Consider the following 22,472-nt stretch of genomic DNA (forward strand, 5'->3'; position numbering starts at 1 on the left):
ACGGCGTCGGCGCACCGGAACGACGCTCGGAGCGAGCGTCGAGAAGGCGGATGCGGCCGAAGGCATGTCGCGACGATAGCGCGGGGCGCGGAGCATCCGCAAATCCCTCACGTCACATCCCTGCGGCGAGCGCCGCGAGGATCGCCTCCTCGTCGCGGCGGGAGAGACCGGCGCGACGCGGTCGGTCGAGGCCCCGGGCGCGCTCGTCGGCCAGGGTGCGGGCGATCGTCTCGACCAGCGGTCGGAGGGTTCCGCCCGTGGCGAGGTACCGCGCGTTCGAACGGCTCATGAAGCCGGGCATGTCGTCGGGCAGCCAGAGCGGGAGCGACCTCTCCCCCGCCCAGTACTCCACACCTGACGCGCGCAACGCGTCGTCCGAGGCTTCGACGAGGCGGCCCGAGTGGCCGGCGGCGCGACGTGCCTCGTCGAGCACGTCGGCGAGCGCGTGCGGGTGGCCGACAGCCGTGACGGGCCCGGTGGCCGAGGATCGCACGATGTACGCCGCGAGATCGTCGACGTCGATCACCTGCGCATCGCGACCGGTCAGGCTCGGCGTCAGCACGTCGCCGGTCGCGGCGCGGGCGAAGGCGGCGGGCCAGTAGCCGAAGCGGTCGCTCGGGTCACCGGGGCCGCCGATCAGCCCCGGCCGCACGATGAGGGCCTTGTCGCCGACCGTGGCGATCACAGAATCCTCGGCAGCCACCTTCTGGGCACCGTAGTCGTAGGCGTCGCCGGGGGCGGCGGCCGGATGCCGGGCAGCAGATTCGTCGGCACCGCGGGTCGCGTCATCGGCGTAGACGGAGGCCGACGACACATACGTCCATCGCGCCGCCCGGTCGCCCAGAGCCTCGACCGCCGCGGCGACCGGGGTGGCGTGAGAGGAGACGTCGACCACGTGGTCCCATGCACCCGTCAGGTCGGCGTAGGCGTCGGGATCGTCGCGATCCGCCTCGACCAGCACGGCGCCGTCGGGGGCGGGACGGGTACCTCGGGCGAGGCACGTGACCTCCCACCCGTCGGCGAGGGCGTGGTGGGCGACGCGGCGCGACAACCAGCCGGTGCCGCCGAGGATGAGCATGCGGGCCATCCGTCCATGACAGCAGCATCGGCCGTCAGCGGGAAGCGCGTTCGCTCAGGGCATCGTGTCGGATGCCTCTGGCACGATGGGCCGCATGCTCACCACCCTCGCCGTCGCCGGATACCGTTCCCTCGTCGACGTGGTGGTGCCGCTGCATCCGCTCACTGTGATCACGGGCGCGAACGGCACGGGCAAGTCGAACCTGTATCGGGCGCTGCGACTGCTCGCCGAGACCGGACATGGTCGCGCGGTGTCGGCGATCGCTCGGGAGGGCGGGCTCGACAGCGTGCTGTGGGCGGGCCCGGAGACGCCCCAGGGAGCGGGGGCTCAGGGCACGGTGCGGACGCGGCCGGTCTCGGTTCGGCTGGGCGTCGCCTCCGACGAGCTGGGGTACATCATCGATCTCGGTCTGCCGCAAACCGACCAGCGCAGCCTGTTCTCGCGCGACCCCGAGATCAAGCGCGAACAGGTCTTCACCGGTCCCTTCGCCCGCCCGGGCACCCTCATCATCGATCGTCAGCGCGGAGGGGTGCGCGTGCGCGGAGACGACGGGTGGGAATCGTCGACGCAGGCCATGGGTCCGGGGCAGAGCGTGCTGTTGGACCTCGCCGAAGGCTCAGCGCTGTGGGAGACGGTGTCGTTGCGCCACCGCATCGCGTCGTGGCGCTTCTACGACCACTTCCGCACGGATGCGGAGGCGCCGGCGCGTCTGCCGCAGATCGGTACGCGGACGCGCTGGCTCAGCGACGACGGCCATGACCTCGCGGCGGTCTGGGCCACGACGACGGAGGCCGGAAGGGGTGCACCGTTGGACGGGGCCGTCGATCGCGCGTTCCCCGGGTCGCGCGTGCACGTGTCGGCGGCGGACGGGTCGTTCCGAGTGCAGATGCAGCAGCCGGGGCTGCTTCGCCCGCTCGACGCCTCCGAGCTCTCCGACGGCACCCTGCGCTTCCTTCTGCTCACGGCGGCGCTGCTTCCCGCCGATCCGCCCCCGCTGCTCGTCCTGAACGAGCCGGAGGCCAGCCTGCATGAGAGCCTCATCGCGCCGCTCGGAGCACTGCTCGCCGAAGCGGCGACCCAGACCCAGGTGATCGTCGTCACGCACTCGGCGAGCCTGCGCGCCGCCCTCGCGCGCGCCGGTGGCGAGGTCGTGGAACTCGAGTCGGAGGGTTTCGGCACGCGCGTGCGCGACCAGCTGCCGTTGGAACGACCGAGCTGGCACTGGCCGTCGCGCTAGGACCGACGCTCACGCGGCGATCAGCGCGCCGCAGATGCCGTACAGAACGGGAATGGACGCCGCGCCCAGCAGGGGGACGGCGAAGGCCCCGCGGCGCCCGGCGAGGTAGCGCTGCACTCCCCCCACGATGGACCCCATCGCGATGAGGGTCGGGCCGTGGATAGCCGTCGCGAGGAGCGCGAAGAACACGGCATCGGGTTGCGACGTGGTGAGCCCTCCGTAGCTGAGGAAGCGGCCGAGCACCGTCATGTGCATGGCCACCACCACCGGTACCAGCGCGCAGGCTGCGAAGAACAGGAAACCGAGGATGTCGCGGGTGCGCTCCCCGCGGGAGCGAACGGACGTCGTCGGCTCACTCATCGAAGCTCCGTCCGGGGTCGGTCGTCGGCGTCACGATCGTGATGTCGATGGACTGCGCCCGCCGGGGGCGGCTCTGTATACACCTGCAACGTGAGTCCGTACTCTCCGCGAGAGTAGTAGCGCTCGAAGCTGTCCCCGTACGCCGGAAATTCCTGCCCCTCGTTGCGCTCCCACCCCTGCTTCTCGAGCCAAGGCTCAAGATCGTCCGCCACCTGCGTCGGTGTGCGTAGCCCATCGGGCCGAAGCACGACGGTACGAGCGAAGTAGTAGTAGCGCGGCCACTGCGCATACTCCTGGGCACCCCGGCTCCCGCCCGCATCTGACACCAGGTCGACCTCTTCGTCCGCCACCTGACTAGTGATCTGCTTACCCCAGGCATCCGCCTGCTCGATGAACGACGCCAGCTGCTCCTCCTGCACGGCGATGCGCTCATCCGCGCTCATTCCGCACCCGGACAGGACGGCCGTCCCGACGGTCAACGCCGAGAGAACGGAGAGTCGCCGCCTGGCATTGCCTGCGCGATGTCGTACGCGGCAATTGCGAGCGCGAGCATCCCGCTGGCTCATGACGCGAGGACCATGGCGCAGACGAAATACAGGACGGGCATCGCCAGCGCGCCGAGCAGCGGTATCGCGAAGGGCGCCGCGCGTTCGCTGATGAGCCGCTGGGCACCCCAGACGATCGACACGAGCGCGAGCACGCTCGGGCCACCCGAGGCGATCGAAAGGAACAGCACGAAGACGGCGTCCGACTGTGTCGTGACCAGACCCGCGTAGCCGAGGAATCGTCCGAGGATGGTCATCGGCACCGCGACCACCACCGGGACGATCGCGCAGACGACGAAGGCCACGACCCGTCCAATGCTCGGACCGTCCTCTCCTCGGCCGGATTCGATGTCCGTATGCTCACTCATCGAAGCTCCGTCCGGGATCGGTGGTCGGTGTCACGATCACGATCTGCAGCGACTGAGCCTGGGGCGGTTCGACGGTGTAGATCTCTAGGGCCAGGTGATAGCCATCTCGGAAGTAGTCCCTCTCGAAGCTCTCCTCGCCCGGCGGGAATTCGCCTTCGGTCGACCGCTCCCACCCCTGTTCCTCGAGCCACGGCTCCAGGTCATCGGCGACCTGCGTAGGCGAACGCGGACCGTTCGGATGCAGGACGACAATCTGGTCGAAGTAGTAGTAACGCGGCCACTGCTCGTATCCGTTCGCTCCCCGCGACCCTCCGGCCACATCCGACAGCAGTTCGATCTCGTCCTCTGGGATCTGCGCGACGATGTCCGCACCCCACGCATCCGCTCGATCGATGAACGACGCCAACTGCTCTTCCTGCACGGTGATCCTTTCTTCCGCGCTCAATGCACACCCCGACAAGCCCATCGAGGCCAGAACAGCCCACGTCGTGGCGAGGCTCGCCCGCTGACCACGGGAACTCATTCGACTTCCTCCAACGTCAGCGGCGGTCGATGCTGACCGCGTTACCGGACTGTTGACCGAAGCCGGCGATCGCCTCGTAGAGCTTGGCGCCGACGTCGGTGCCGAACATCCGCCCCCGAAGGTCCGACCCCACGTCTCGCACGTCGCCGGCGTCACCGGCCAGTGCGGCATCTCCTGCCGTCATGTCTCCCCCTCACCCCTCCGGGATCTGCGACGCGATCTGCGCGTCGAACAGTCGGAACAGCGCGATGAGTTCGGTGCACGCTTTGCTCTGCGCGACCATGAGGTCTCGCATCGCGGTCGCCGTCGTCCCGCGCTCGGTCACTCCCCCGCTGTGAGCGCCATCCGGCCCTGTTGCACCCGAGCCCAGATCCGTCGGCACGCTGCTCTCCGACGACACGACCGACGCCGCAGTGTTCAGTGCCGAGGCCGCTGTCTCCAGCGTTCCGTAATCGACCTTCATCGGTTCTCGCTCCCTCCGTGGCGGGCGGGTCCGGGGTGCAGGTTCGACCGCACCGCCGGGCCCGCTCGTGTCACGAGCCGAATCGGATCAGTTGATCTTCGAGGCGATCTGCGCGTCGAACTCGCGACCGGCGTTCGCCGTGCCCGAGATGAACGCCGAGATCTCCGTCAGCTGCGCGATCACCGAGTTCGCACTGGTCGTGTACCGCGAGTACGCGTCGTTGAACTTGCCCGACGCCTGATCCGTCACGAACCCCGACGCAACCAGCCCCTGGATCTTCACCTGCATGCTCTGCAGCTTCTGCGTGATCTCCTCACGCCCCGCATCCAGGTCCTTCGCGGAAGCATCCATCTCGTCGTAGCTGAGCTTCATGTTGGCCATCAGGACCACCCTCCGAACGTGGGTGCGAGCCATTCTCGCGCCCTCATTCGAAGACACTAATGCACTGCCTGTCGACGCAAAGAGGGCATGTGGATAACTTCGGAGCAGAAGCGCCAGGCGCGTACCGGAGCGGCAGCCGGGCAACGAGAAGGGGCGCCGCGCAGGACGCGCGACGCCCCTTCGAGCGATGTGGTGACCGACCTCAGTCGCGGAGCGCGGCTCCGAACCGCTCCGCGGCGACTGCAACGCCGGCGAGCTTCGCCTCGGTCGCCTCCGCAGCCGTGAGCGTGCGGTCGTCCGCACGGAAACGCAGCGCGAAGGTGAGGCTCTTCGCCCCCTCGGGCACGCCCTCTCCGCGGTAGTCGTCGACCAGCCGCACCGACTCCAGGAGCGCACCGGCGCCCTCGGCGAGGGCCGCCCGCACGTCGGCGGCGGGAACCTCCGCGTCGAGCGTCACAGACACGTCCTGCGTCGCGGCCGGGAAGGTCGACAGCGACGCCGCGACGATCCGGTCCCCCGCGAGCGCGAGGACGAGGTCGAGATCGAGTTCGAACACGATCGCGCGTCCCGGCAGGTCGGCGTCGGCCGACACCGACGGATGCAGTTCGCCGACGTACCCGACGACGGTGTCGCCGACACGCAGCTCTCCCGCACGGCCGGGGTGCAGCGCCGCGCGCCGGGTCTGCACGACGTCGATCTCGACGCCCGCGGCCACCCCGATCACGCGCACGGCGTCGAGCGCGGCCGACAGGTCGGCTGCCTCGGCCGCTCGCCCGGGCTGTCGCGGCGTAACGTTGCCGGTGAGCAGCGCCGCCACATGGCGGTTCTGCGGCGGGATCGACGCGTTCAACGCGGCCAGCGTCTCGTCGGAGGGGCGCTCGCCGAGCGGGGGCACGTCGTCGGTGCCATAGGTCTCGCCCTCGACGGGGAGGAACACCGATCCGGTCTCGAAGATCAAGAGGTCGGTGAGGCCGCGAGCGATGTTGCGGTGAGCGGTCTGCAGCAGCCCGGGGATCAGCGAGCGGCGAAGGAACGGCACCTGGCCGTCGAGCGGGTTCGCCAGACGGATGCTCGGCAGAGCCTCCCCCGACGGCGAGCCGTGCAGATCGTTCTGCGCCTGGGTCGTGAACGGGAACGCGGGCGTCTCGACGAATCCGGCGGCGGCGAGGGCATCGGCCACCCGGCGACGACCCTGCTGGTGCGCGGTGAGCCCGCGGCCGGAGGGGGGCGTGGGCAGAACGGACGGGATGCGGTCGAGCCCGTGGATGCGCGCGACCTCCTCGGCCAGCGTCCACTTGTCGGTGAGGTCGGGCCGCCAGGTGGGCGGGATGACGTTCCAGCCCGCGTCGGATTCCTCGACCTCGGCACCGATCGTCTCGAGCGCGCCGACGATCTCGTCGGTCGAGTAGTCGACTCCGATGAGTCCCTCGACGAACCCGGTCGGGAGCTCGATGTCGGCCACGAACACCTCGGCGAACAGCGCCCCGCCTTCGTCGGTGAGCGTGCCGCCGGCGAGGTCGACCATGAGGTCGGCCGCGCGCCGCGCGGCCACGAACGGCACGAGCGGGTCGACGCCGCGTTCGAAGCGCTTGGATGCCTCGCTGGGCAGCTTGTGGCGGCGCGCGGTGCGGGCGATCGTCGTCGGGTCGAACGTCGCGGCCTCGATGAGCACATTGCGGGTGGCCCCGCTCATCTCGGTGGTCCCGCCGCCCATGACCCCGGCGAGGCCGATGGGGCCCGACTCGTCGGTGATGAGCAGGTCTTCGCCGTCGAGCGTGCGCTCCTGCCCGTCGAGGGTCGTGAGCTTCTCGCCCGGCTCGGCTCGGCGCACGGTGATGCCGCCGGTCAACCGGTCGAGGTCGTAGCCGTGCAGCGGCTGACCGAGCTCGAGCATGACGTAGTTCGTGATGTCGATGAGCACGCCGAGCGAGCGCATGCCCGCGAGCGAGAGGCGCGCGACCATCCAGGGCGGGGTCGGCCGCGAGGGATCGACGTCGCGCACGACACGGGTCACGAACTCGCTCGCCCCGACGCGTCCGCGCACGGGTGCACGGTCGTCGACGATCGTCGTGCGACCGCTGCCGGGCTGGAGGTCGGCGAAGTCACGGTCGGCGGGGTCGCGGAACGCTGCCCCCGTGGCGTGCGAGTACTCGCGGGCGACACCGCGCACCGAGAACGCATAGCCGCGGTCGGGGGTGACGTTGATGTCGACCGCGACGTCATCGAGCCCGAGCAGCGCGATGGCGTCGGTGCCGACGGGAGCGTCGATGCCGAGGGCGCTCAGCACGAGGATGCCGTCGTGCTCGTCGCCGAGGCCGAGCTCGCGCGCCGAGGCGATCATGCCGTCGGAGACGTGACCGTAGGTCTTGCGGGCGGCGATCGGGAACGGCCCGGGCAGCACGGCTCCCGGCAGCGTCACGACGACCTTGTCGCCGGCGACGAAGTTGTGCGCGCCGCACACGATGCCGCGCACGCCGCCGTTCGCCTCACCGACGTCGACCTGGCACCAGTTGATGGTCTTGCCGTTCGACTGCGGCTCGGGCTCGAGCGACACGACCTGTCCGACGACCACCGGCCCGGTGATCTCGAAGCGGTGGACGTCCTCCTCCTCGAAGCCGACGGTCACCAGCGCCGCGAGGACATCCTCGGGCGTGGCATCCGCTGCCACATCGACGAACTCACGCAACCACGAAAGCGGGACGCGCATCACACCACCATCCCGTACTGCTCGCTGAAACGGACATCGCCCTCGGCCATGTCGCGCATGTCCTGCACATCGCTGCGGAACATCAGCCCGCGCTCGATCCCCATACCGAACGCGAACCCGCTGTAGACCTCGGGGTCGATCCCCGCGGCGCGCAGCACGTTGGGGTTGACCATGCCGCACCCACCCCACTCGATCCAGCGCGCGCCGCCCCTGAAGGTCGGGTGCCAGAGGTCGAGCTCGGCGGAGGGCTCGGTGAAGGGGAAGTAGTTCGTGCGGAACCGTGTCTTCGCCTCGGGCCCGAAGAGCTGCTTGGCGAAGTGGTCGAGGGTGCCCTTGAGGTGCGCCATCGTGATGCCCTTGTCGATGACGAGACCCTCGAACTGCGTGAAGACGGGCAGGTGCGTCGCGTCGAACTCGTCGGTGCGGTAGACGCGTCCGGGACACAGCACGTAGATCGGGAGCTCGCGGTCGAGCATCGAACGCACCTGCACGGGGCTCGTGTGCGTGCGCATCACCAGATGGCGGGAGGTGGGGTCGACGTAGAACGTGTCCTGCTCCTGGCGAGCGGGGTGGTCGACGTCGAAGTTGAGGGCGTCGAAGTTGAACCACTCGTGCTCGAGCTCGGGCCCCTCCGCGATCTCCCATCCCATGCCGACGAAGATGTCGCAGACCTGATCCTGCAGGAGCGAGAGCGGATGCCGGGCGCCCACCCGCGCGCGCGACGGCACGGCGGTGATGTCGACGCGCTCGGCCTCGAGACGGGCGGCGACCTCGGCGGCCTCGAGCTCGGCCTCCTTGGCGGCCAGCGCCTGAGTGACCCGCCCACGGCCCTGGCCGATGAGCTTGCCGAACGCGGCCTTGTCGGCCGGCGCGACCTGACGCATCGAGGCGTTGAGAACGGCGAGCGGCGAGCCGTCCGCGACGTGCGCGGCTCGGGCTGCCTTCAGCTCGGCCGTGTCGGCGGCTGCGGCGATCGCCGCGAGTGCGGCGGCGACGGCCTGCTCGACCGCTTCCGGGGTGATTTCTGGAGTCTCGGACACGAGAATCGAGTCTACCGGCGCGAGGTGGCGGGAGCGGACCCCCGCCCCCGCTCACCCGCCGGTGCTGGTGCCGTCGTACTTGCCCACCCCGCGCTGCAGGGCGATGAGCTCGGTGTTCGTGCCGTCCTCGTGCGTGCGCGGGTCGGGGCCCACGGCAGCATCGATGCCGCGCACCTTGGTCGAGCGACGCGTGCGCACCTCGACCCACTTCGCGATGCCCGCGAGGATGAGGCACAGCACGATGTAGATGCCGCCGATGACGAAGGCCGACTGCAGGATCGGGCGCCCCTGCTGCGACGTCAGCTGCTTGGCGTAGTATAGCAGCTCGGGGTACGTGATGATGAACCCGAGCGCCGTGTCTTTCATGGTGACCACCAGCTGAGCGACGACGACCGGCAGCATCGCGCGGATGGCCTGCGGCAGGAGGATGAGCCGCATGACTCCGCTCTTGCGCAGACCGATCGCGTAGCCGGCCTCCTTCTGGCCCTTGGGCAGGGACTCGACACCGGCGCGGATGACCTCGGCGAGCACGGAGCCGTTGTAGGCCATGAGGGCGATGACGACGGCCCAGTAGGGCTCCATCTTCACGCCGACGACGGGCAGGCCGTAGTACAGCAGCATCATGAACACCAGCACCGGGACGGCTCGGAAGAGCTCGGTGACGACCGTGACGGGCACCCGCACCCAGGCGTGATCGGACAGGCGGCCGATCGCCAGCACGAAACCGAGCACCAGGCTCAGCACGGCGGCGAGGGCGAACGCCGCGAGGGTGTTTCCGAGGGCCTTGACGATGCCCATCCACACGTTCGCGAAGGTGAAGACGTACCACTTCTCGGCCGAGAACTGCCCGGTCTCGACCATGCGGAAGACGATGAAGCCGATGGCGGCGAGCACCACGAGGATGGTGACGACGGCGAGGATGCGGTTGCGGGCGATCGCCCGGGGACCGGGGACGTCGTAGAGCACGGAAGTCATCGCGCGATCCTCCATCGGTTCTCGAGATGGCGCTGCACGGCGCTCATCAGCAGCACGAGGACGACGAAGACGACTGCCACCCAGAGCAGCACCTCCATCGGGTTGCCCGGCCGGTCGGCCGAGTCGTTGACCGTCGACCGCAGCGCGGCGAGTTCGGCGACCGAGAAGCCTGCGGCGACGGTGGTGTTCTTCAGCAGCGCGATGAACACGCTCATCATCGGCGGGACGACCGAGCGGAAGGCCTGCGGGAGGACCACGAGGGTCATGACCTGGCCGAACGGCAGCCCGATCGCGCGGGCCGCCTCGGCCTGCCCCACCGGCACCGTGTTGATGCCGGCGCGCAGCACCTCGGCGACGTAGGTCGCCGTGTAGATGCCGATGGCGAGGATGCCGAGGGTGAGGTTCGACAGCTCGGGGAGGCCGAGCTGCGGGTACCCGAACACGAAGAAGAAGAAGACGAGCGTGAGCGGGGTGTTGCGCACGATGTTGACGTATGCGGTGCCCACACCGCGCGCGATCGGGATGGGCGAGACGCGCATGGCGCCCACGATGATGCCCAGCACGAGGGCGATGATCCCGCCGATGGCGAAGACGAGCAGCGTGTTGCCGATCGCCTGTCCCCACAGGTCGAGATTGCCGAAGATGACGTCCACGCCACCCTCCCCTTCTTCCGGAGGTCATGGGCGGCCCCCTCGTCGGAGGCCGCCCATGACGGGATCAGATCAGTACGCGTCGACCTCGGGCTGCTCGACCTCGATGCCACTCGAACCGAGGTTCTTGTCGAAGATCGCCTGCCAGATGTCGGGGTTCTCGGTGAAGAGGTCGTTGATGTGCGCACGCAGTGCGTCATCGCCCTTCTCGAGGCCCACGCCGTAGCGCTCCTCGGTGAAGAGCCCGCCGGTGACCTTCACGTCCTCCGGGTACTGCGCCGCGTAGCCGATCAGAATGGCCTGGTCGGTGGTGACCGCGTCGACCTTGCCGTCGATCAGGTCCTGCACGCAGGCGGAGTACAGGTCGTACTCCTGGGTCTTGATGTCGGGGAAGTTCGCCTTGATGTTCTGGATCGGCGTCGAGCCGGTCGCCGAGCAGACGGTCTTGCCGTTGAAGTCCTCGAGCTTGTCGGCCTCGTCGGCGTCGGCCGCGACGAGCAGGCCCTGGCCGGTGATGAAGTACGGGCCGGCGAAGTCGATCTGCTCCTTGCGCTTGTCGTTGATCGAGTAGGTGCCGACGTAGTAGTCGATGTCGCCGTTCACGATCGCCTGCTCGCGGTTGGCGGAGGCGATCGGCTTGAACTCGATCTTGTCCTCGTCGTAGCCGAGCGACGCGGCGATCCAGCGCGCGATGTCGACGTCGAAGCCGGTGCGCTCGCCCGACGTGACGTCGAGGTAGCCGAGACCGGGCTGGTCCTCCTTGACACCGACGACGACCTTGTCGCGGTCGGTGATGCGCTCGAACGTGGGGCTGTCGTCGACGGTGACGTCGGAGGCGACCTCGAACCAGGTGCTGTCCTCGCCCTCGTCACCGCCGGCGTCGCCGCCGGGGTTCGACGGGGTGCCGCTGTTGCAGGCGGTCAGCGCGAGCAGCGCGGCCGCCGCGATCCCGATCCCTGCCAGTGTGCGTGTGCGTCGCATGTGCATCTCCTTGATGTGCTGTGTGGTGCGGGTCTGTGGATGATCAGTGGGTCAGGAGCTTCGAGAGGAAGTCCTTCGCACGATCGCTCTTGGGGTGGGTGAAGAACTCCTCGGGCGTGGCCTCCTCGACGATCCGCCCGTCGGCCATGAACACCACCCGGTCGGCCGCCTTGCGGGCGAAGCCCATCTCGTGCGTGACGACGATCATCGTCATGCCCTCCTGGGCGAGCTCCACCATCACGTCGAGGACCTCGTTGATCATCTCGGGGTCGAGGGCGCTGGTGGGCTCGTCGAAGAGCATCACCTTCGGGTGCATCGCGAGGGCCCGCGCGATGGCGACGCGCTGCTGCTGGCCGCCGGAGAGCTGCGCGGGGAGCTTCGACGCCTGCTTCGCCACGCCGACGCGCTCGAGCAGTTCCATCGCTTCGCGCTCGGCGTCGGCCTTCTTGAGACCGCGCACCTTGATCGGCCCGAGCGTCACGTTCTCGAGGATCGTGAGGTGGGCGAACAGGTTGAACGACTGGAAGACCATCCCGACGTCGGCGCGCAGCGTCGCGAGGCCGCGACCCTCGGCGGGCAGCTCCTTGCCGTCGATGCGGATGCTGCCGCTGGTGATCGTCTCGAGGCGGTTGATGGTGCGGCACAGAGTGGACTTGCCCGACCCGGACGGGCCGATCACCACCACGACCTCGCCGGCGTTGACCGCGAGGTCGATGTCGGTGAGGGCCTGGAAGTCTCCATAGTGCTTCTGCACGTTCTCGACCACGACAAGGGGCTGACCGGTCATGTTCTCTCCAAACTCGCCAGGTCGTCGGCAATGCTCGATCGGGGTTCGTCCCCGGTGGGTTCAGTATGCGCGCCACCCGTCCCCACGGGCATCATTGTTCGTCGTCGAATCGTGCGCGACGACCTCACGATCCCAGAGCGCCCCAGCGGTGTCAGACTTCTTGAGGATTTCTTGAGGGTCGTAACACGGGTGTTACCGGGGCGGTCGGATGCGCCGCCGCGCGGCCCTCAGCCGCGCTCGTCACGGTAGTACTCGACGGCGCCGGGATGCAGCTCGACCGGCTCGGTGAAGATGGCCTGCCGCCGACCGAGCAGCGCGGCGACCGGGAGCTCCGCCGCCATCCGGGTGCGCGCCTCGAACAGCACCTCCAGGACGTCGCGCACGACCGCATCCGGAGCATCCGCAGCGACGACGAGGTAGTTGGGCACCGCCATGGTGGGCACCGAGGAGTCGAGGCCGTAGACCCCCGCGGGGAAGTCCGACGAGCGGTACGCGTCGGAGTACTCCGCGTTCACCGCGTTGACCCACTCCTGCTCGATCGGCAGGAGGCGCAGCGGCACCTCGGTCGAGAGGTCCTCGATACCGGGGGTCGGCAGACCTCCGACCCAGAAGAACCCGTCGATCTCGCCGTGCTGCAGGGCATCGATCGATTCGCGCAGGTCGAGCTGCGGGTTGCCCACCGCGTCGGGGTCGACATCGGCCGCGGTAAGGATGCGGGTCGCGATCACGTTCACGCCCGAGCCGACCGCCCCCAGCGACACCACCCTCCCGGCGAGGTCGTCGATGCCCGCGATCTCGGCATCCTGCCGCACGACGACGTGCACGTATTCGTCGTACAGCCGCGCGGCGGCACGGATGTCCAGCGGCTCGGGGAACGCGCCGCGACCGGCCACCGCGTCGGCCGCGGCATCGCCCTGGGCGAAGCCGAGCAGCGCCTCGCCGTCGGCGACACGACGCAGGTTGTCGACCGAGCCCTCGGTCTCCTCCACAGACGCGTCGACATCGAGCGCATCCGACAGCTCATCGGCCAGACGGCTGCCGTAGTCGTAGTAGACCCCGGTGGCGCTGCCGCCCGCGATGACCGCGGGAACGTCGCCCCACTCCGACGCGCGGGGAGCGCATCCGCTCACGGCGACGACCATGAGCAGCGCCATGACCGCCGCGGTCAGCCCCCGCATCCGCCTCCGCACCGTCACTCGAACACCCCGTTCCGCACGCTGAGCGTGACACGGAGTCCGCCGTCCGCCGGACTCGACACCCGCAGCTCTCCCCCGACGGATTCCAGCAGGTCGGTCGCGATGGCGAGGCCCAGTCCGGAACCCGGCGTCTCGTCGGTCGCCGAACTGCGCCAGAACCTCTCGGTCGCGGAGGCCACCTCGTCGGGCGAGAGACCCGGGCCGTGGTCGCGCACGCCGAGGCGCCGCACCTCGCCGTCCTCCTCCACGGACAGCTCGATGACCCCGCCGGACGGGGAGAATTTCACCGCGTTGTCGATCACGGCGTCGAGGGCGCTCTCGACGATGGTGCGATCCGTCACGCACATCACCCCCGCCGGGCCGGAGCGATGGAACGAGATGCCGCGCGGGCCCGCCACCTCGCGCCAGGCATCCACCCGCCGTTCGACCAGGGTCGACAGGTCGACGGCGGCGAGCAGCGAGTCGGCGCGGCCACCGCGCGCCAACCCGAGCAGCGTCTCGAGGATGCGGGTCATGCGACGCCCCTCTTCACGCGTCTCCTCCACATCATCGCGCCAGTCGTCATCGAGCCCGGTCGCGAGATGCTCGACGCGCAGCAGGAGGGCGTTGAGCGGATTCCGCAGCTCGTGCGAGGCGTTGAGCGCGAACTCCTGCTGGCGGGCGAGCACGCGCTCGATCTCCCCGGCCATCCCGTTGAACACCCGCGTCACGCGGCGCAGCTCCGGCGGGCCGGTGTCATCGACCACCCGCGCGTCCATCTCGCCGCGCTCGATCGCGGCCATCGCCTCGTCGAGTCGCCGCACGGGAGCCAGCACCCACCCCGCGAGCCGCACGACGAGGAGCACGCCCAGGGCCACCGACACCACACCCACCGCCCCGAGGATCAGGAGCTGCTGCAGGATCGCGGTGCGCGGGGCATCCACCGGTGTCGAGATCATCACCGCGCCGATCACGTCGCCGTCGTCGAAGACCGGCTCGACCATGGTGGTCTCCGAGAACTCCCACGGGAACACGGCCTCCGGGGCCTCGGCGCGCCGCCCGGACAGAGCCAGTCGCAGCTGTTCGGCCTCGCCGTCGGTGAGCACGCGCTCGTCTCCCCCGCCGGACGCCCACACCGACCCCGCGAGGTCGAAGACCGCGACGTCGATGCCGTAGACATCGGAGAAGCGCCGCACCTCCCCCTCGACGACGGCCCGTGTGTCGGTGCGCAGGGCCTGCCTCGCGCTCGTCACGAAGTATCCGAGGTCACCGAGCTGCTGCGTGAACACCGCCTGCTGGATGCTGCGCGACGCGCTCCATCCGGCCGCACCGCCGAGGGAGAGCAGGATGGCGACGAGCGGCACGAGGAACACGACGACGAGACGCGTGCGCATGGCTCACGAACCCACGAGCCGGTAGCCGACTCCGCGGACCGTGTCGATGATGCGGTGGGTGCCGGTCTTCTTGCGGATGGCGCCCACGTGCACTTCCAGCGAGTGCGCGAACCCGCGCCAGTCGGTGTTCCACACCTCGCGGATGAGACGGTCTTTCGGCACGGCCACTCCCGGATACCGGGCCAGCACGGCGACGATGTCGAACTCCTTCGGCGTCAGCTCGACGACCGAACCCTCGATGCGCACCTGCCGGGTCACGAGGTCGATCTCGACGGCACCCGCCTGGATCGTCACGAGTCCGTCCGACTCGGGGCGCACCGGACGGTTCCGGCGCGTCACGGCCTCGATGCGCGCCAGCAGCTCGTGCACGTCGTACGGCTTCACGACGAAGTCGTCGGCTCCGGCGCGCAGCCCCTTGATGCGCTCCGCGACCTGGCTGCGCGCGGTCACGATCACGATCGGCACCTCGGAGCGCCCGCGGATGCGCCGGCAGAGGTCGATGCCGTCGACGTCGGGCAGGCCGAGGTCGAGCAGCACCACCTCGGTGTCGGCCCCGAGCATCTGCATCGCCTCGACGCCGTCGGAGGCGCGGACCGTCGCGTACCCGGACCGGGCGAGGAACGCATCGAGCGCCGCGGCGACGCGGTCGTCGTCCTCCACGATCAGGATGCGCATCCCGGTCCTCTCTCTCGGTCGCCGATGACCGGCAGGGTGCAAAACTACCAGCCGAGGAGCCGCGCCCCCGGCCGGGAGGCGTAGGTGGCTGCGCGTCGTCAGCCCTGGGCGGCGGCCCGCTGCGCGAATGCGCTCTCGTACAGGCAGACGCTCGCCGCGGTCGCGAGGTTGAGCGACTCGGCCCGGCCGAAGATGGGCAGACGCAGCACCCGATCGGCGAGCTCGAGGGCGTCGTCTTCGAGTCCGCGAGCCTCGTTGCCGAACAGCCAGGCCGTGGGCTCCGCCAGCACGCCGCCGGCCCGGGCGGCGAGCAGGTCGTCGCCCTTCACGTCTGCCGCGAGCACCCGCAGCCCGGCCTCCCCCGCGCGGGCCAGCACATCGGGCAGCTCACCGCCGACCGACACGGGCAGGTGGAACAGCGAGCCGGTCGTCGCGCGCACGACCTTCGGGTTGTACGGGTCGACCGTGTGGCCGGTGAGCACGACGGCATCCGCTCCCGACGCGTCGGCCGCGCGGATGATCGTGCCCAGGTTGCCCGGATCGCGAACCTCGTGGCAGATCGCGACGAGACGGGGCGAGCCGGCAAACACATCGCGCACCGAGCTCGGCGTCTGCTGCACGACGGCGACCAGCCCCTGGGGCGTCACCGTGTCGGCCATGGCGTTGAGCACGTACTCGGTGACGTGTTCGACGGCGATGTCGGCATCCGCCGCCTTCGCCCGGATGTCGGGATGCTTCTCCCACCCCGCCGGCGTCGCGAAGATCTCGGCGATGGCCTCGGGGCGGTACGTCAACGCCTCTCGCACGGCCTGAGGGCCCTCGAGGAGGAACAGCCCGGTCTCGGTGCGCGCGCTGCGCTTCGTCAGCTTGGCGACGGCACGGACTCGGGGGGAACGGGGGTTCTCCAGCACGTCTCTCAGTGTAGGAGGAGACGGCACGTTCCCGGCGACGACAGCGCCGGGAACGACGATGGGCGCCCTCCCGGAGGAGGACGCCCATCGTGGTGTGCAGCTGCTTACGCGGCCGACTTCGGCGCGTTGACGTCGGAAGGCAGAGCCTTCTTGGCCGTCTCGACGAGCGTCGTGAACGTCGCCGCGTCGTTGACCGCGAGGTCGGCGAGCATGCGACGGTCGACCGTCACGCCGGCCAGGCCGAGGCCCTGGATGAAGCGGTTGTACGTGATGCCGTTCTGACGGGCCGCAGCGTTGATGCGCTGGATCCACAGACGACGGAAGTCACCCTTGCGCTTGCGACGGTCCCGGTACGAGTAGACCAGGGAGTGGATGACCTGTTCCTTGGCCTTGCGGTAGAGGCGCGAACGCTGACCGCGGTAGCCGGAGGCGCGCTCGAGGATGACCCGACGCTTCTTGTGGGCGTTGACCGCCCGCTTGACTCTTGCCATTTTCCTGTGTTCCTATTCGTGCGTCGGCGCGTCAGCGACCGAGAAGCTTGTTCGCGACCTTGGCGTCTGCCTTCGACAGAACCTGGTCCTGGTTGAGGCGGCGGGTGCGGCGGCTCGACTTGTGCTCGAGGTTGTGGCGCATGCCGGCCTGCTGCTTCTTCAGCTTTCCGCTGCCGGTGATCTTGAAGCGCTTCTTCGCACCCGAGTGGGTCTTCTGCTTCGGCATCTTCTCTTCCTTCGTATGGCGCCTTCTCAGGCGACGGTGTCAACCCGCAGTGCGGGAGTCTGTGGGGCGGATCACTCCGCGGCGGCCGGGGCCGGAGCCTCGGTGTCGCCCTTGGCTTCGCGGGCGGCCTGCTTGTTCGCGGCGCGCTGCGCGTCGCGAGCGGCGTTCTGCTCCTGCTTGGCCTCGGACTTGCTCTTGAGCGGAGCGACGACCATCACCATGTTGCGGCCGTCGATGGTCGGGTTCGACTCGACCGTTCCGAGCTCGGCGACGTCCTCGGCGAACTTGCGCAGCAGACGCACACCCTGCTCCGGGCGCGACTGCTCGCGACCGCGGAAGAGGATCATCGCCTTGACCTTGTCGCCCGCCTTGAGGAAGCCCTCGGCGCGCTTGAGCTTGGTCGTGTAGTCGTGCGCCTCGATCTTCAGACGGAAGCGGACCTCCTTGAGGACGGTGTTCGCCTGGTTGCGGCGCGCTTCCTTGTCCTTCTGGGCAGCCTCGTACTTGAACTTGCCGTAGTCCATGATCTTGACCACGGGCGGCTTCGAGTTGGGGGCGACCTCGACGAGGTCGAGGTCGGCCTCCTGCGCAAGGCGCAGCGCCGCCTCGATGCGGACGACGCCGATCTGCTCACCCGCGGGGCCGACGAGGCGGACCTCGGGGACGCGGATGCGCTCATTGGTGCGGGGATCGCTGATGCGGAACTCCTTAGACGTGGGGATTCGGCCACCGGGATGCTGTCAGCATCCCGAGCGAATTCGGAGTCGTCCCACCCGCCGGCGTCCAGATGCCGGCTCCGCACCCTGACAACCGGTCCGTTTCTGGAACGGATCCGGTGGAGTGCAAGACCCGGTAGCCTGGAACGGCAAGCGCGGGTGGGAAGTGAATCCTCTTTCGTACCGGAGCATGACGCTCCGGAGCCCGACACAGTCTAACAGAAGGCAAGGCGAAGTGACGAACCAGGAATCCCACGCGGCGGACCACGAGCGCGAGGAGCGTTGGGCACGACAGGAGGAGGCCGCATCGTCGGCCGTCCGCGACATCGCCGATGTGCCGGCCGTCGAGGTCATCACCACCGCCGCGGTGCACCTCATGAGCGCCGCCGCCGTCAAACTCGGTCTCGCCGACGAGCCGGACGCCGCGGCGCAGCTCGACCTCGACGAGGCCCGCAAGCTCATCAACGCCCTCGCCGGTCTCATCACCGCGGGCGCCCCCGAGATCAGCGACATGCACGCGCGCTCGCTGCGCGACGGCCTGCGTTCGCTCCAGCTGGCCTTCCGCGAGGCCTCCGTCATCCCCGACCCGATCGGCAAGGGACCGGGCGAGAAGTGGACGGGGCCGGTCAACTAGCTCCTTCGCGCGAGCGTGGCGACGCCGCCTTCGTTCGCAGAGCGGGGACCCTCCCGCTTCGCGGGCCCCTCCCGATGCTCACTCGCGGCGGCATCGCCACGCTAGCCGGTCGACCGTTCGACCTCAAGAGAGTAGCTGCGGCAGTCTCAGGCGCTGCGGCGGAGCTTCACGGTGAGAGAGTCGGCGAGCACGGCGATGCGGTCGTCGGATGCCCAGCGCTGCGCGAGCCGCGCCAGCACGGCGTCGAGCACCTCGCGCTCGAGACCGTCGACCAGTTCGAGCACGACGACCAGTTCCGGTCCCCGCAGGCGGGCGTCGGGATCACCGGGGGCGACCGACACGTCGATCACCGCCAGCTCGTGCGCCACGCTCTCCTGCAGAGCCGCGAACACCTCCGGCGAGAGGAAGCTCGGCTCCCACGGCAGCCCCTGGGCGACCGCCCACACGGCCGGGCGGCGGATGACGAACTCGGTCTCGGCCGTCGGGTCGAGCACGATGAGGTCGGTGTCTTCGGCGGAGGCCGCGAGGGCGGCGCGCAGCGCCTCGACGGGGATGGGCCGCGCGAGCGGATCCCAGAGGCGCATGGTGTCGACCGACGAGAACACCGGTTGCACGCGTCGTCCGTCCGGCGCCGCGACCGTGACGATCGAGAGCTCCTGCGTCTTGTCCACCGCCAGCCCGCTCGGCGCGACGCCCTCCTCGCCCTTCTCCGCGATCAGCGGGATGAGCACTCGGGCGTGCCGGAAGGCGTCGACGACCTCGGCCTGCGAGCCCTCGCCGGCGCGGAAGCGCTGCAGGGCGGCGAGCAGGGCGGGGTCGGCCGTGCCGTCGTCGGCGGCGTGCGGGTTCGCCTCGAAGCTGCGGCCCGCCCAGGGCACGCCCGCGGAATCGCCCGATGCGGGAGACCCGTGGTCACCGGGGCCGTGCTCGTGACGGCCGCTCGCGGCGCCCGTGTCGTCAGTCGCCGGCGACATCCAGCGCCTCGGCCAGCGTGAACGCACCGGCGTACAGGGCCTTGCCCACGATCGCACCCTCGACGCCGAGCGGCACGAGCTCACGGAGCGCGGCGATGTCATCGAGGCTCGAGATCCCGCCGGAGGCGACCACCGGCTTGGGAGTGCGGGCGGTGACCTCGCGCAGCAGCTCGAGGTTCGGGCCGCGCAGCGTGCCGTCCTTCGTCACGTCGGTCACGACGTAACGGCTGCATCCGGCATCCTCCAGGCGATCGAGCACCTCCCAGAGGTCGCCGCCCTCCTTCGTCCAACCGCGGGCCGCGAGGGTCGTTCCCCGCACGTCGAGTCCGACGGCGATCGCCTCGCCGAAGCGGCTGATGACGTCGGCGGCCCACTCGGGGTTCTCGAGCGCGGCCGTGCCGAGGTTGATGCGCGTGGCCCCGCTCTCGAGAGCGGCCTCGAGCGTGGCATCGTCGCGGATGCCGCCGGAGAGCTCGATCGAGACGCCGCGGAACTGCTTGATCACCTTGCGCAGGATCGGGGCGTTCGTGCCACGGCCGAACGCCGCGTCGAGGTCGACGAGGTGGATCCACTGCGCGCCCTGCGACACCCACTCCCCTGCCGCGTCGACCGGGTCGCCGTAGCTGGTCTCGGTGCCGGCCTCGCCCTGCGTGAGGCGCACGGCCTTGCCGCCGGCGACATCGACCGCCGGGAGCAGGGTGAGGGAGGGGGACTGCGCGAAGTCGTTCATGGGGTCCTTGGGTGAGGGGGTTCCGCACCCGTTACGGGCACGAGAATCGAGGGTACTCTGCGGTGGCGCGCGCCCCAAAACGCGTGACGCGCCGGGACCTCAGAGGCTCCGGGTCCAGTTGCGGAGGAGCTGGATGCCCGCCTCGCCGGACTTCTCGGGGTGGAACTGCGTCGCCGAGAGCGGTCCGTTCTCGACGGCGGCGAGGAACGGGTCGCCGTAGGTCGTCCAGGTGAGGACGGGCTGCGGGAACGGCGGGATGACGTCGAGCTCCCACTTCTGCGCCGCGTAGGAGTGCACGAAGTAGAAGCGCTCGTCTTCGATGCCGTCGAAGAGGATGCTGTCGCCGCCGGGCGCGACGGTGTTCCACCCCATGTGCGGGAGCACGGGCGCGTTGAGCTCGGTGACGGCCCCCGGCCACTCCCCCAGCCCCGCGGCATCCTGCCCTCGCTCGACGCCGTGCTCGAAGAGCACCTGCATGCCCACGCAGATGCCGAGCACGGGGCGGCCTCCGGCGAGCCGTCGACCGATGATCTCGTCGCCGCCGTGCGCGCGCAGCGCGTCGCGGACCGCGGCGAATGCGCCCACACCGGGTACGACGAGTCCGTCGGCCTCCATGGCTTCGGCACGGTCGCGAGTGAGAACCGCGTCCGCCCCCGCGGCGACGAGCGCCTTCACGGCGGAGTGCACGTTGCCCGACTCGTAGTCGAACACCGCGACGCGGGGTGCGCGGCTCACAGCGCGCCCTTCGTCGACGGGATGCCCTGCACGAGCGGATCGAGGGCCTTGGCCTGACGGAAGGCACGGGCGAACGCCTTGTACTCGGCCTCGGCGATGTGGTGCGGGTCGCGCCCGCCCAGCACCCGGACGTGCACGGTGAGGGCGGCGTTGAATGCGATCGCCTCGAACGTGTGGCGCACGAGCGAACCCGTGAAGTGGCCGCCGATCAGGTGGTGCTCGAAGCCGGCAGGCTCACCCTCGTGCACGAGGTACGGGCGGCCCGAGATGTCGACGACCGCCTGCGCCAGCGCCTCATCGAGCGGCACGAGCGCGTCGCCGTACCGCGAGATGCCGGCCTTGTCGCCGAGCGCCTCTCGAATCGCCTGCCCCAGCACGATCGAAATGTCCTCGACGGTGTGGTGCGCGTCGATGGCGGTGTCGCCCGACGCCCGCACCGTGAGATCGGTGAGCGAGTGCTTGGCGAAGGCCGTGAGCATGTGGTCGAAGAACGGCACAGACGTGTCGATGCGGCTCTCTCCGGTGCCGTCGAGGTTCAGCTCGATCTCGACGGTGGACTCCGACGTGCTGCGCACGCGGCGCGCGGTGCGCGGGGTCGAGGCGGGGGTGCTCATGACTCCGATCCTATCGAGGCCAGGGCGTCGAGGAACGCGGTGGTCTCGGCCTCGGTGCCGGCCGTGACACGCAGATGACCGGGGATGCCGACGTCGCGGATCAGCACGCCACGGTCGTACAACTCCTGCCACGTGCGCTTCGGGTCAGCCACGCCTCCGAAGAGCACGAAGTTCGACCATGACTCGTGGGGGGTGTAGCCGAGCGCCTCGAGCGTCGCCGAGATGCGGTCGCGCTGCCCGACGATCTCGTCGACCATGCCGAGCATCACGTCGGCGTTGCGGAGGGCGGCCGAGGCGGCCGCCTGCGTGAGTGCGCTGAGGTGGTAGGGCAGGCGCACGAGACGGAGAGCATCGATGAACGCGGGGTCGGCGGCGAGGTAGCCGACACGCGCACCCGCGAAGGCGAACGCCTTGCTCATGGTGCGCGACACCGCGAGACGCGGACGTCCGTCGAGAAGCGTGAGCGCGGACGGAGCGTCGTGCGGCGCGAACTCCTGATACGCCTCGTCGACGACCACCACACCGCGGGTGGCCTCGTAGACCGCTTCGACGACGTCGAGGCCGAGGGGCGTGCCCGTCGGATTGTTGGGGGCGCAGAGCAGCACGACGTCGGGGTCGACCTGCTCGATCTGGGCGACGACCTCGTCGGGGGTGAGCGTGTAGTCGGGCTGACGCCGACCCGCCACCCACCGCGCACCGGTGCCCTGCGCGAGCAGCGGGTACATGGAGTACGTCGGGGCGAAGCTGAAGACCGTGCGTCCGGGACCGGCGAACGCCTGGAGGATGTGCTGCAGGACCTCGTTGGATCCGTTGCCCGCCCAGATCTGCGAGGCCTCGAGGCCGTGCCCCAGGTACTCCGCGAAGCCCTCGCGAAGCGCGGTGAACTCGCGATCGGGATAACGGTTGACGTCGCGCAGAGCCACGGCGATGTCATCGAGGATGTCGCTCGCCACCTGGTCGGGAACCGGATGCGTGTTCTCGTTGACGTTCAGGGCGATGGGGAGCGGCGCTTGCGGAGCCCCGTACGGGGTGAGGCCTCGGAGATCGTCGCGGAGCGGCAGGTCGTCGAGTGAAGAAGTCACCCCTCCATGCTAGGCCGACG

The 22,472-nt window shown here is 69.7% G+C and carries 28 protein-coding genes; 2 read left to right on the forward strand and 26 right to left on the reverse strand.

What is annotated here, in order from left to right; translation table 11 throughout:
- Positions 1-112: 112 nt before the first annotated feature.
- On the reverse strand, positions 113-1,087 hold the full coding sequence (locus RWS82_RS12605; RefSeq protein WP_314650677.1) for an NAD-dependent epimerase/dehydratase family protein: 975 nt from the start codon (positions 1,085-1,087) through the stop codon (positions 113-115).
- A gap of 85 nt (positions 1,088-1,172) precedes the next feature.
- Between RWS82_RS12605 and RWS82_RS12610 the strand changes: the two genes are divergently transcribed.
- Positions 1,173-2,315: an AAA family ATPase gene (locus tag RWS82_RS12610; RefSeq protein ID WP_314650679.1), complete on the forward strand. Its 1,143-nt coding sequence runs from the start codon at positions 1,173-1,175 to the stop codon at positions 2,313-2,315.
- A gap of 9 nt (positions 2,316-2,324) precedes the next feature.
- Here the strand turns inward: RWS82_RS12610 and RWS82_RS12615 are convergent, their stop codons facing one another.
- The 20 genes from RWS82_RS12615 to infC form a co-directional block, all read right to left on the reverse strand.
- Positions 2,325-2,675, reverse strand: a complete 351-nt coding sequence (locus RWS82_RS12615; protein WP_314650681.1) for a hypothetical protein — start codon at positions 2,673-2,675, stop codon at positions 2,325-2,327.
- Positions 2,672-3,118 (reverse strand): hypothetical protein, encoded by a 447-nt coding sequence (locus RWS82_RS12620; protein ID WP_314650682.1) that lies wholly within the window; start codon positions 3,116-3,118, stop codon positions 2,672-2,674. The genes RWS82_RS12615 and RWS82_RS12620 overlap by 4 nt, the downstream gene beginning before the upstream one ends.
- Before the next feature lie 119 nt (positions 3,119-3,237).
- Entirely contained in the window at positions 3,238-3,588 is a 351-nt protein-coding gene (locus RWS82_RS12625) for a hypothetical protein (protein ID WP_314650684.1), read from the reverse strand.
- On the reverse strand, positions 3,581-4,111 hold the full coding sequence (locus RWS82_RS12630; protein ID WP_314650686.1) for a hypothetical protein: 531 nt from the start codon (positions 4,109-4,111) through the stop codon (positions 3,581-3,583). The genes RWS82_RS12625 and RWS82_RS12630 overlap by 8 nt, the downstream gene beginning before the upstream one ends.
- 16 nt (positions 4,112-4,127) lie before the next feature.
- Positions 4,128-4,295 (reverse strand): hypothetical protein, encoded by a 168-nt coding sequence (locus RWS82_RS12635; protein ID WP_314650688.1) that lies wholly within the window; start codon positions 4,293-4,295, stop codon positions 4,128-4,130.
- Positions 4,296-4,304: 9 nt separating this feature from the next.
- The gene (locus tag RWS82_RS12640) at positions 4,305-4,574 is read right to left on the reverse strand and encodes a hypothetical protein (protein WP_314650690.1); all 270 of its coding nucleotides are present in this window, start codon (positions 4,572-4,574) and stop codon (positions 4,305-4,307) included.
- 87 nt (positions 4,575-4,661) lie between these two features.
- Positions 4,662-4,955 carry a WXG100 family type VII secretion target gene (locus tag RWS82_RS12645; protein ID WP_314650692.1) on the reverse strand — a complete coding sequence of 98 codons (294 nt, stop codon included), beginning with the start codon at positions 4,953-4,955 and terminating at the stop codon, positions 4,662-4,664.
- Between the two features lie 202 nt (positions 4,956-5,157).
- Positions 5,158-7,662, reverse strand: coding sequence for a phenylalanine--tRNA ligase subunit beta (pheT, locus tag RWS82_RS12650; RefSeq protein ID WP_314650694.1), 2,505 nt, complete (start codon positions 7,660-7,662; stop codon positions 5,158-5,160).
- A complete protein-coding gene (gene pheS / locus RWS82_RS12655; protein ID WP_314650695.1) occupies positions 7,662-8,702 on the reverse strand; it encodes a phenylalanine--tRNA ligase subunit alpha in 1,041 nt (346 codons plus the stop codon). The genes pheT and pheS overlap by 1 nt, the downstream gene beginning before the upstream one ends.
- A gap of 51 nt (positions 8,703-8,753) precedes the next feature.
- Positions 8,754-9,677 carry an amino acid ABC transporter permease gene (locus RWS82_RS12660; RefSeq protein ID WP_314650697.1) on the reverse strand — a complete coding sequence of 308 codons (924 nt, stop codon included), beginning with the start codon at positions 9,675-9,677 and terminating at the stop codon, positions 8,754-8,756.
- The gene (locus RWS82_RS12665; RefSeq protein ID WP_314650698.1) at positions 9,674-10,330 is read right to left on the reverse strand and encodes an amino acid ABC transporter permease; all 657 of its coding nucleotides are present in this window, start codon (positions 10,328-10,330) and stop codon (positions 9,674-9,676) included. The genes RWS82_RS12660 and RWS82_RS12665 overlap by 4 nt, the downstream gene beginning before the upstream one ends.
- A 69-nt stretch (positions 10,331-10,399) precedes the next feature.
- Positions 10,400-11,308, reverse strand: coding sequence for a glutamate ABC transporter substrate-binding protein (locus tag RWS82_RS12670; RefSeq protein WP_314650700.1), 909 nt, complete (start codon positions 11,306-11,308; stop codon positions 10,400-10,402).
- Positions 11,309-11,351: 43 nt separating this feature from the next.
- Positions 11,352-12,095: an amino acid ABC transporter ATP-binding protein gene (locus tag RWS82_RS12675; protein ID WP_314650702.1), complete on the reverse strand. Its 744-nt coding sequence runs from the start codon at positions 12,093-12,095 to the stop codon at positions 11,352-11,354.
- Between the two features lie 227 nt (positions 12,096-12,322).
- Positions 12,323-13,273, reverse strand: coding sequence for a TAXI family TRAP transporter solute-binding subunit (locus tag RWS82_RS12680; protein ID WP_314650704.1), 951 nt, complete (start codon positions 13,271-13,273; stop codon positions 12,323-12,325).
- Positions 13,274-13,287: 14 nt separating this feature from the next.
- Complete coding sequence (locus RWS82_RS12685; RefSeq protein ID WP_314650706.1) at positions 13,288-14,664, reverse strand: HAMP domain-containing sensor histidine kinase; 1,377 nt, start codon at positions 14,662-14,664, stop codon at positions 13,288-13,290.
- A gap of 3 nt (positions 14,665-14,667) precedes the next feature.
- Positions 14,668-15,339 carry a response regulator transcription factor gene (locus RWS82_RS12690; RefSeq protein ID WP_314650708.1) on the reverse strand — a complete coding sequence of 224 codons (672 nt, stop codon included), beginning with the start codon at positions 15,337-15,339 and terminating at the stop codon, positions 14,668-14,670.
- Between the two features lie 98 nt (positions 15,340-15,437).
- Positions 15,438-16,250: an RNA methyltransferase gene (locus RWS82_RS12695; RefSeq protein ID WP_314650709.1), complete on the reverse strand. Its 813-nt coding sequence runs from the start codon at positions 16,248-16,250 to the stop codon at positions 15,438-15,440.
- A 104-nt stretch (positions 16,251-16,354) separates the two neighbouring features.
- Positions 16,355-16,741 (reverse strand): 50S ribosomal protein L20, encoded by a 387-nt coding sequence (gene rplT / locus RWS82_RS12700; protein WP_045252681.1) that lies wholly within the window; start codon positions 16,739-16,741, stop codon positions 16,355-16,357.
- A gap of 31 nt (positions 16,742-16,772) precedes the next feature.
- A complete protein-coding gene (rpmI, locus tag RWS82_RS12705) occupies positions 16,773-16,967 on the reverse strand; it encodes a 50S ribosomal protein L35 (RefSeq protein ID WP_247625340.1) in 195 nt (64 codons plus the stop codon).
- A gap of 71 nt (positions 16,968-17,038) precedes the next feature.
- Positions 17,039-17,689 (reverse strand): translation initiation factor IF-3, encoded by a 651-nt coding sequence (gene infC, locus RWS82_RS12710; protein ID WP_314651528.1) that lies wholly within the window; start codon positions 17,687-17,689, stop codon positions 17,039-17,041.
- 229 nt (positions 17,690-17,918) lie between these two features.
- Between infC and RWS82_RS12715 the strand changes: the two genes are divergently transcribed.
- Positions 17,919-18,317 carry a DUF1844 domain-containing protein gene (locus tag RWS82_RS12715; protein ID WP_314650713.1) on the forward strand — a complete coding sequence of 133 codons (399 nt, stop codon included), beginning with the start codon at positions 17,919-17,921 and terminating at the stop codon, positions 18,315-18,317.
- Between the two features lie 146 nt (positions 18,318-18,463).
- On the opposite strand, the gene RWS82_RS12720 is transcribed toward RWS82_RS12715, so the two are convergent.
- The 5 genes from RWS82_RS12720 to RWS82_RS12740 form a co-directional block, all read right to left on the reverse strand.
- Positions 18,464-19,291, reverse strand: coding sequence for an SseB family protein (locus RWS82_RS12720; protein ID WP_314650715.1), 828 nt, complete (start codon positions 19,289-19,291; stop codon positions 18,464-18,466).
- Positions 19,275-20,021: a bifunctional 1-(5-phosphoribosyl)-5-((5-phosphoribosylamino)methylideneamino)imidazole-4-carboxamide isomerase/phosphoribosylanthranilate isomerase PriA gene (priA, locus tag RWS82_RS12725; RefSeq protein WP_314650717.1), complete on the reverse strand. Its 747-nt coding sequence runs from the start codon at positions 20,019-20,021 to the stop codon at positions 19,275-19,277. Before priA ends, RWS82_RS12720 begins: the two co-directional genes overlap by 17 nt.
- 99 nt (positions 20,022-20,120) lie before the next feature.
- Complete coding sequence (gene hisH, locus RWS82_RS12730; RefSeq protein WP_314650719.1) at positions 20,121-20,756, reverse strand: imidazole glycerol phosphate synthase subunit HisH; 636 nt, start codon at positions 20,754-20,756, stop codon at positions 20,121-20,123.
- Positions 20,753-21,370 (reverse strand): imidazoleglycerol-phosphate dehydratase HisB, encoded by a 618-nt coding sequence (hisB, locus tag RWS82_RS12735; RefSeq protein ID WP_314650721.1) that lies wholly within the window; start codon positions 21,368-21,370, stop codon positions 20,753-20,755. The genes hisH and hisB overlap by 4 nt, the downstream gene beginning before the upstream one ends.
- On the reverse strand, positions 21,367-22,452 hold the full coding sequence (locus RWS82_RS12740; RefSeq protein WP_314650723.1) for a histidinol-phosphate transaminase: 1,086 nt from the start codon (positions 22,450-22,452) through the stop codon (positions 21,367-21,369). Before RWS82_RS12740 ends, hisB begins: the two co-directional genes overlap by 4 nt.
- Positions 22,453-22,472: the final 20 nt, after the last annotated feature.

Origin of the sequence: uncultured Microbacterium sp. (genome assembly GCF_963528945.1) — a bacterium.
Lineage (GTDB): Bacteria > Actinomycetota > Actinomycetes > Actinomycetales > Microbacteriaceae > Microbacterium.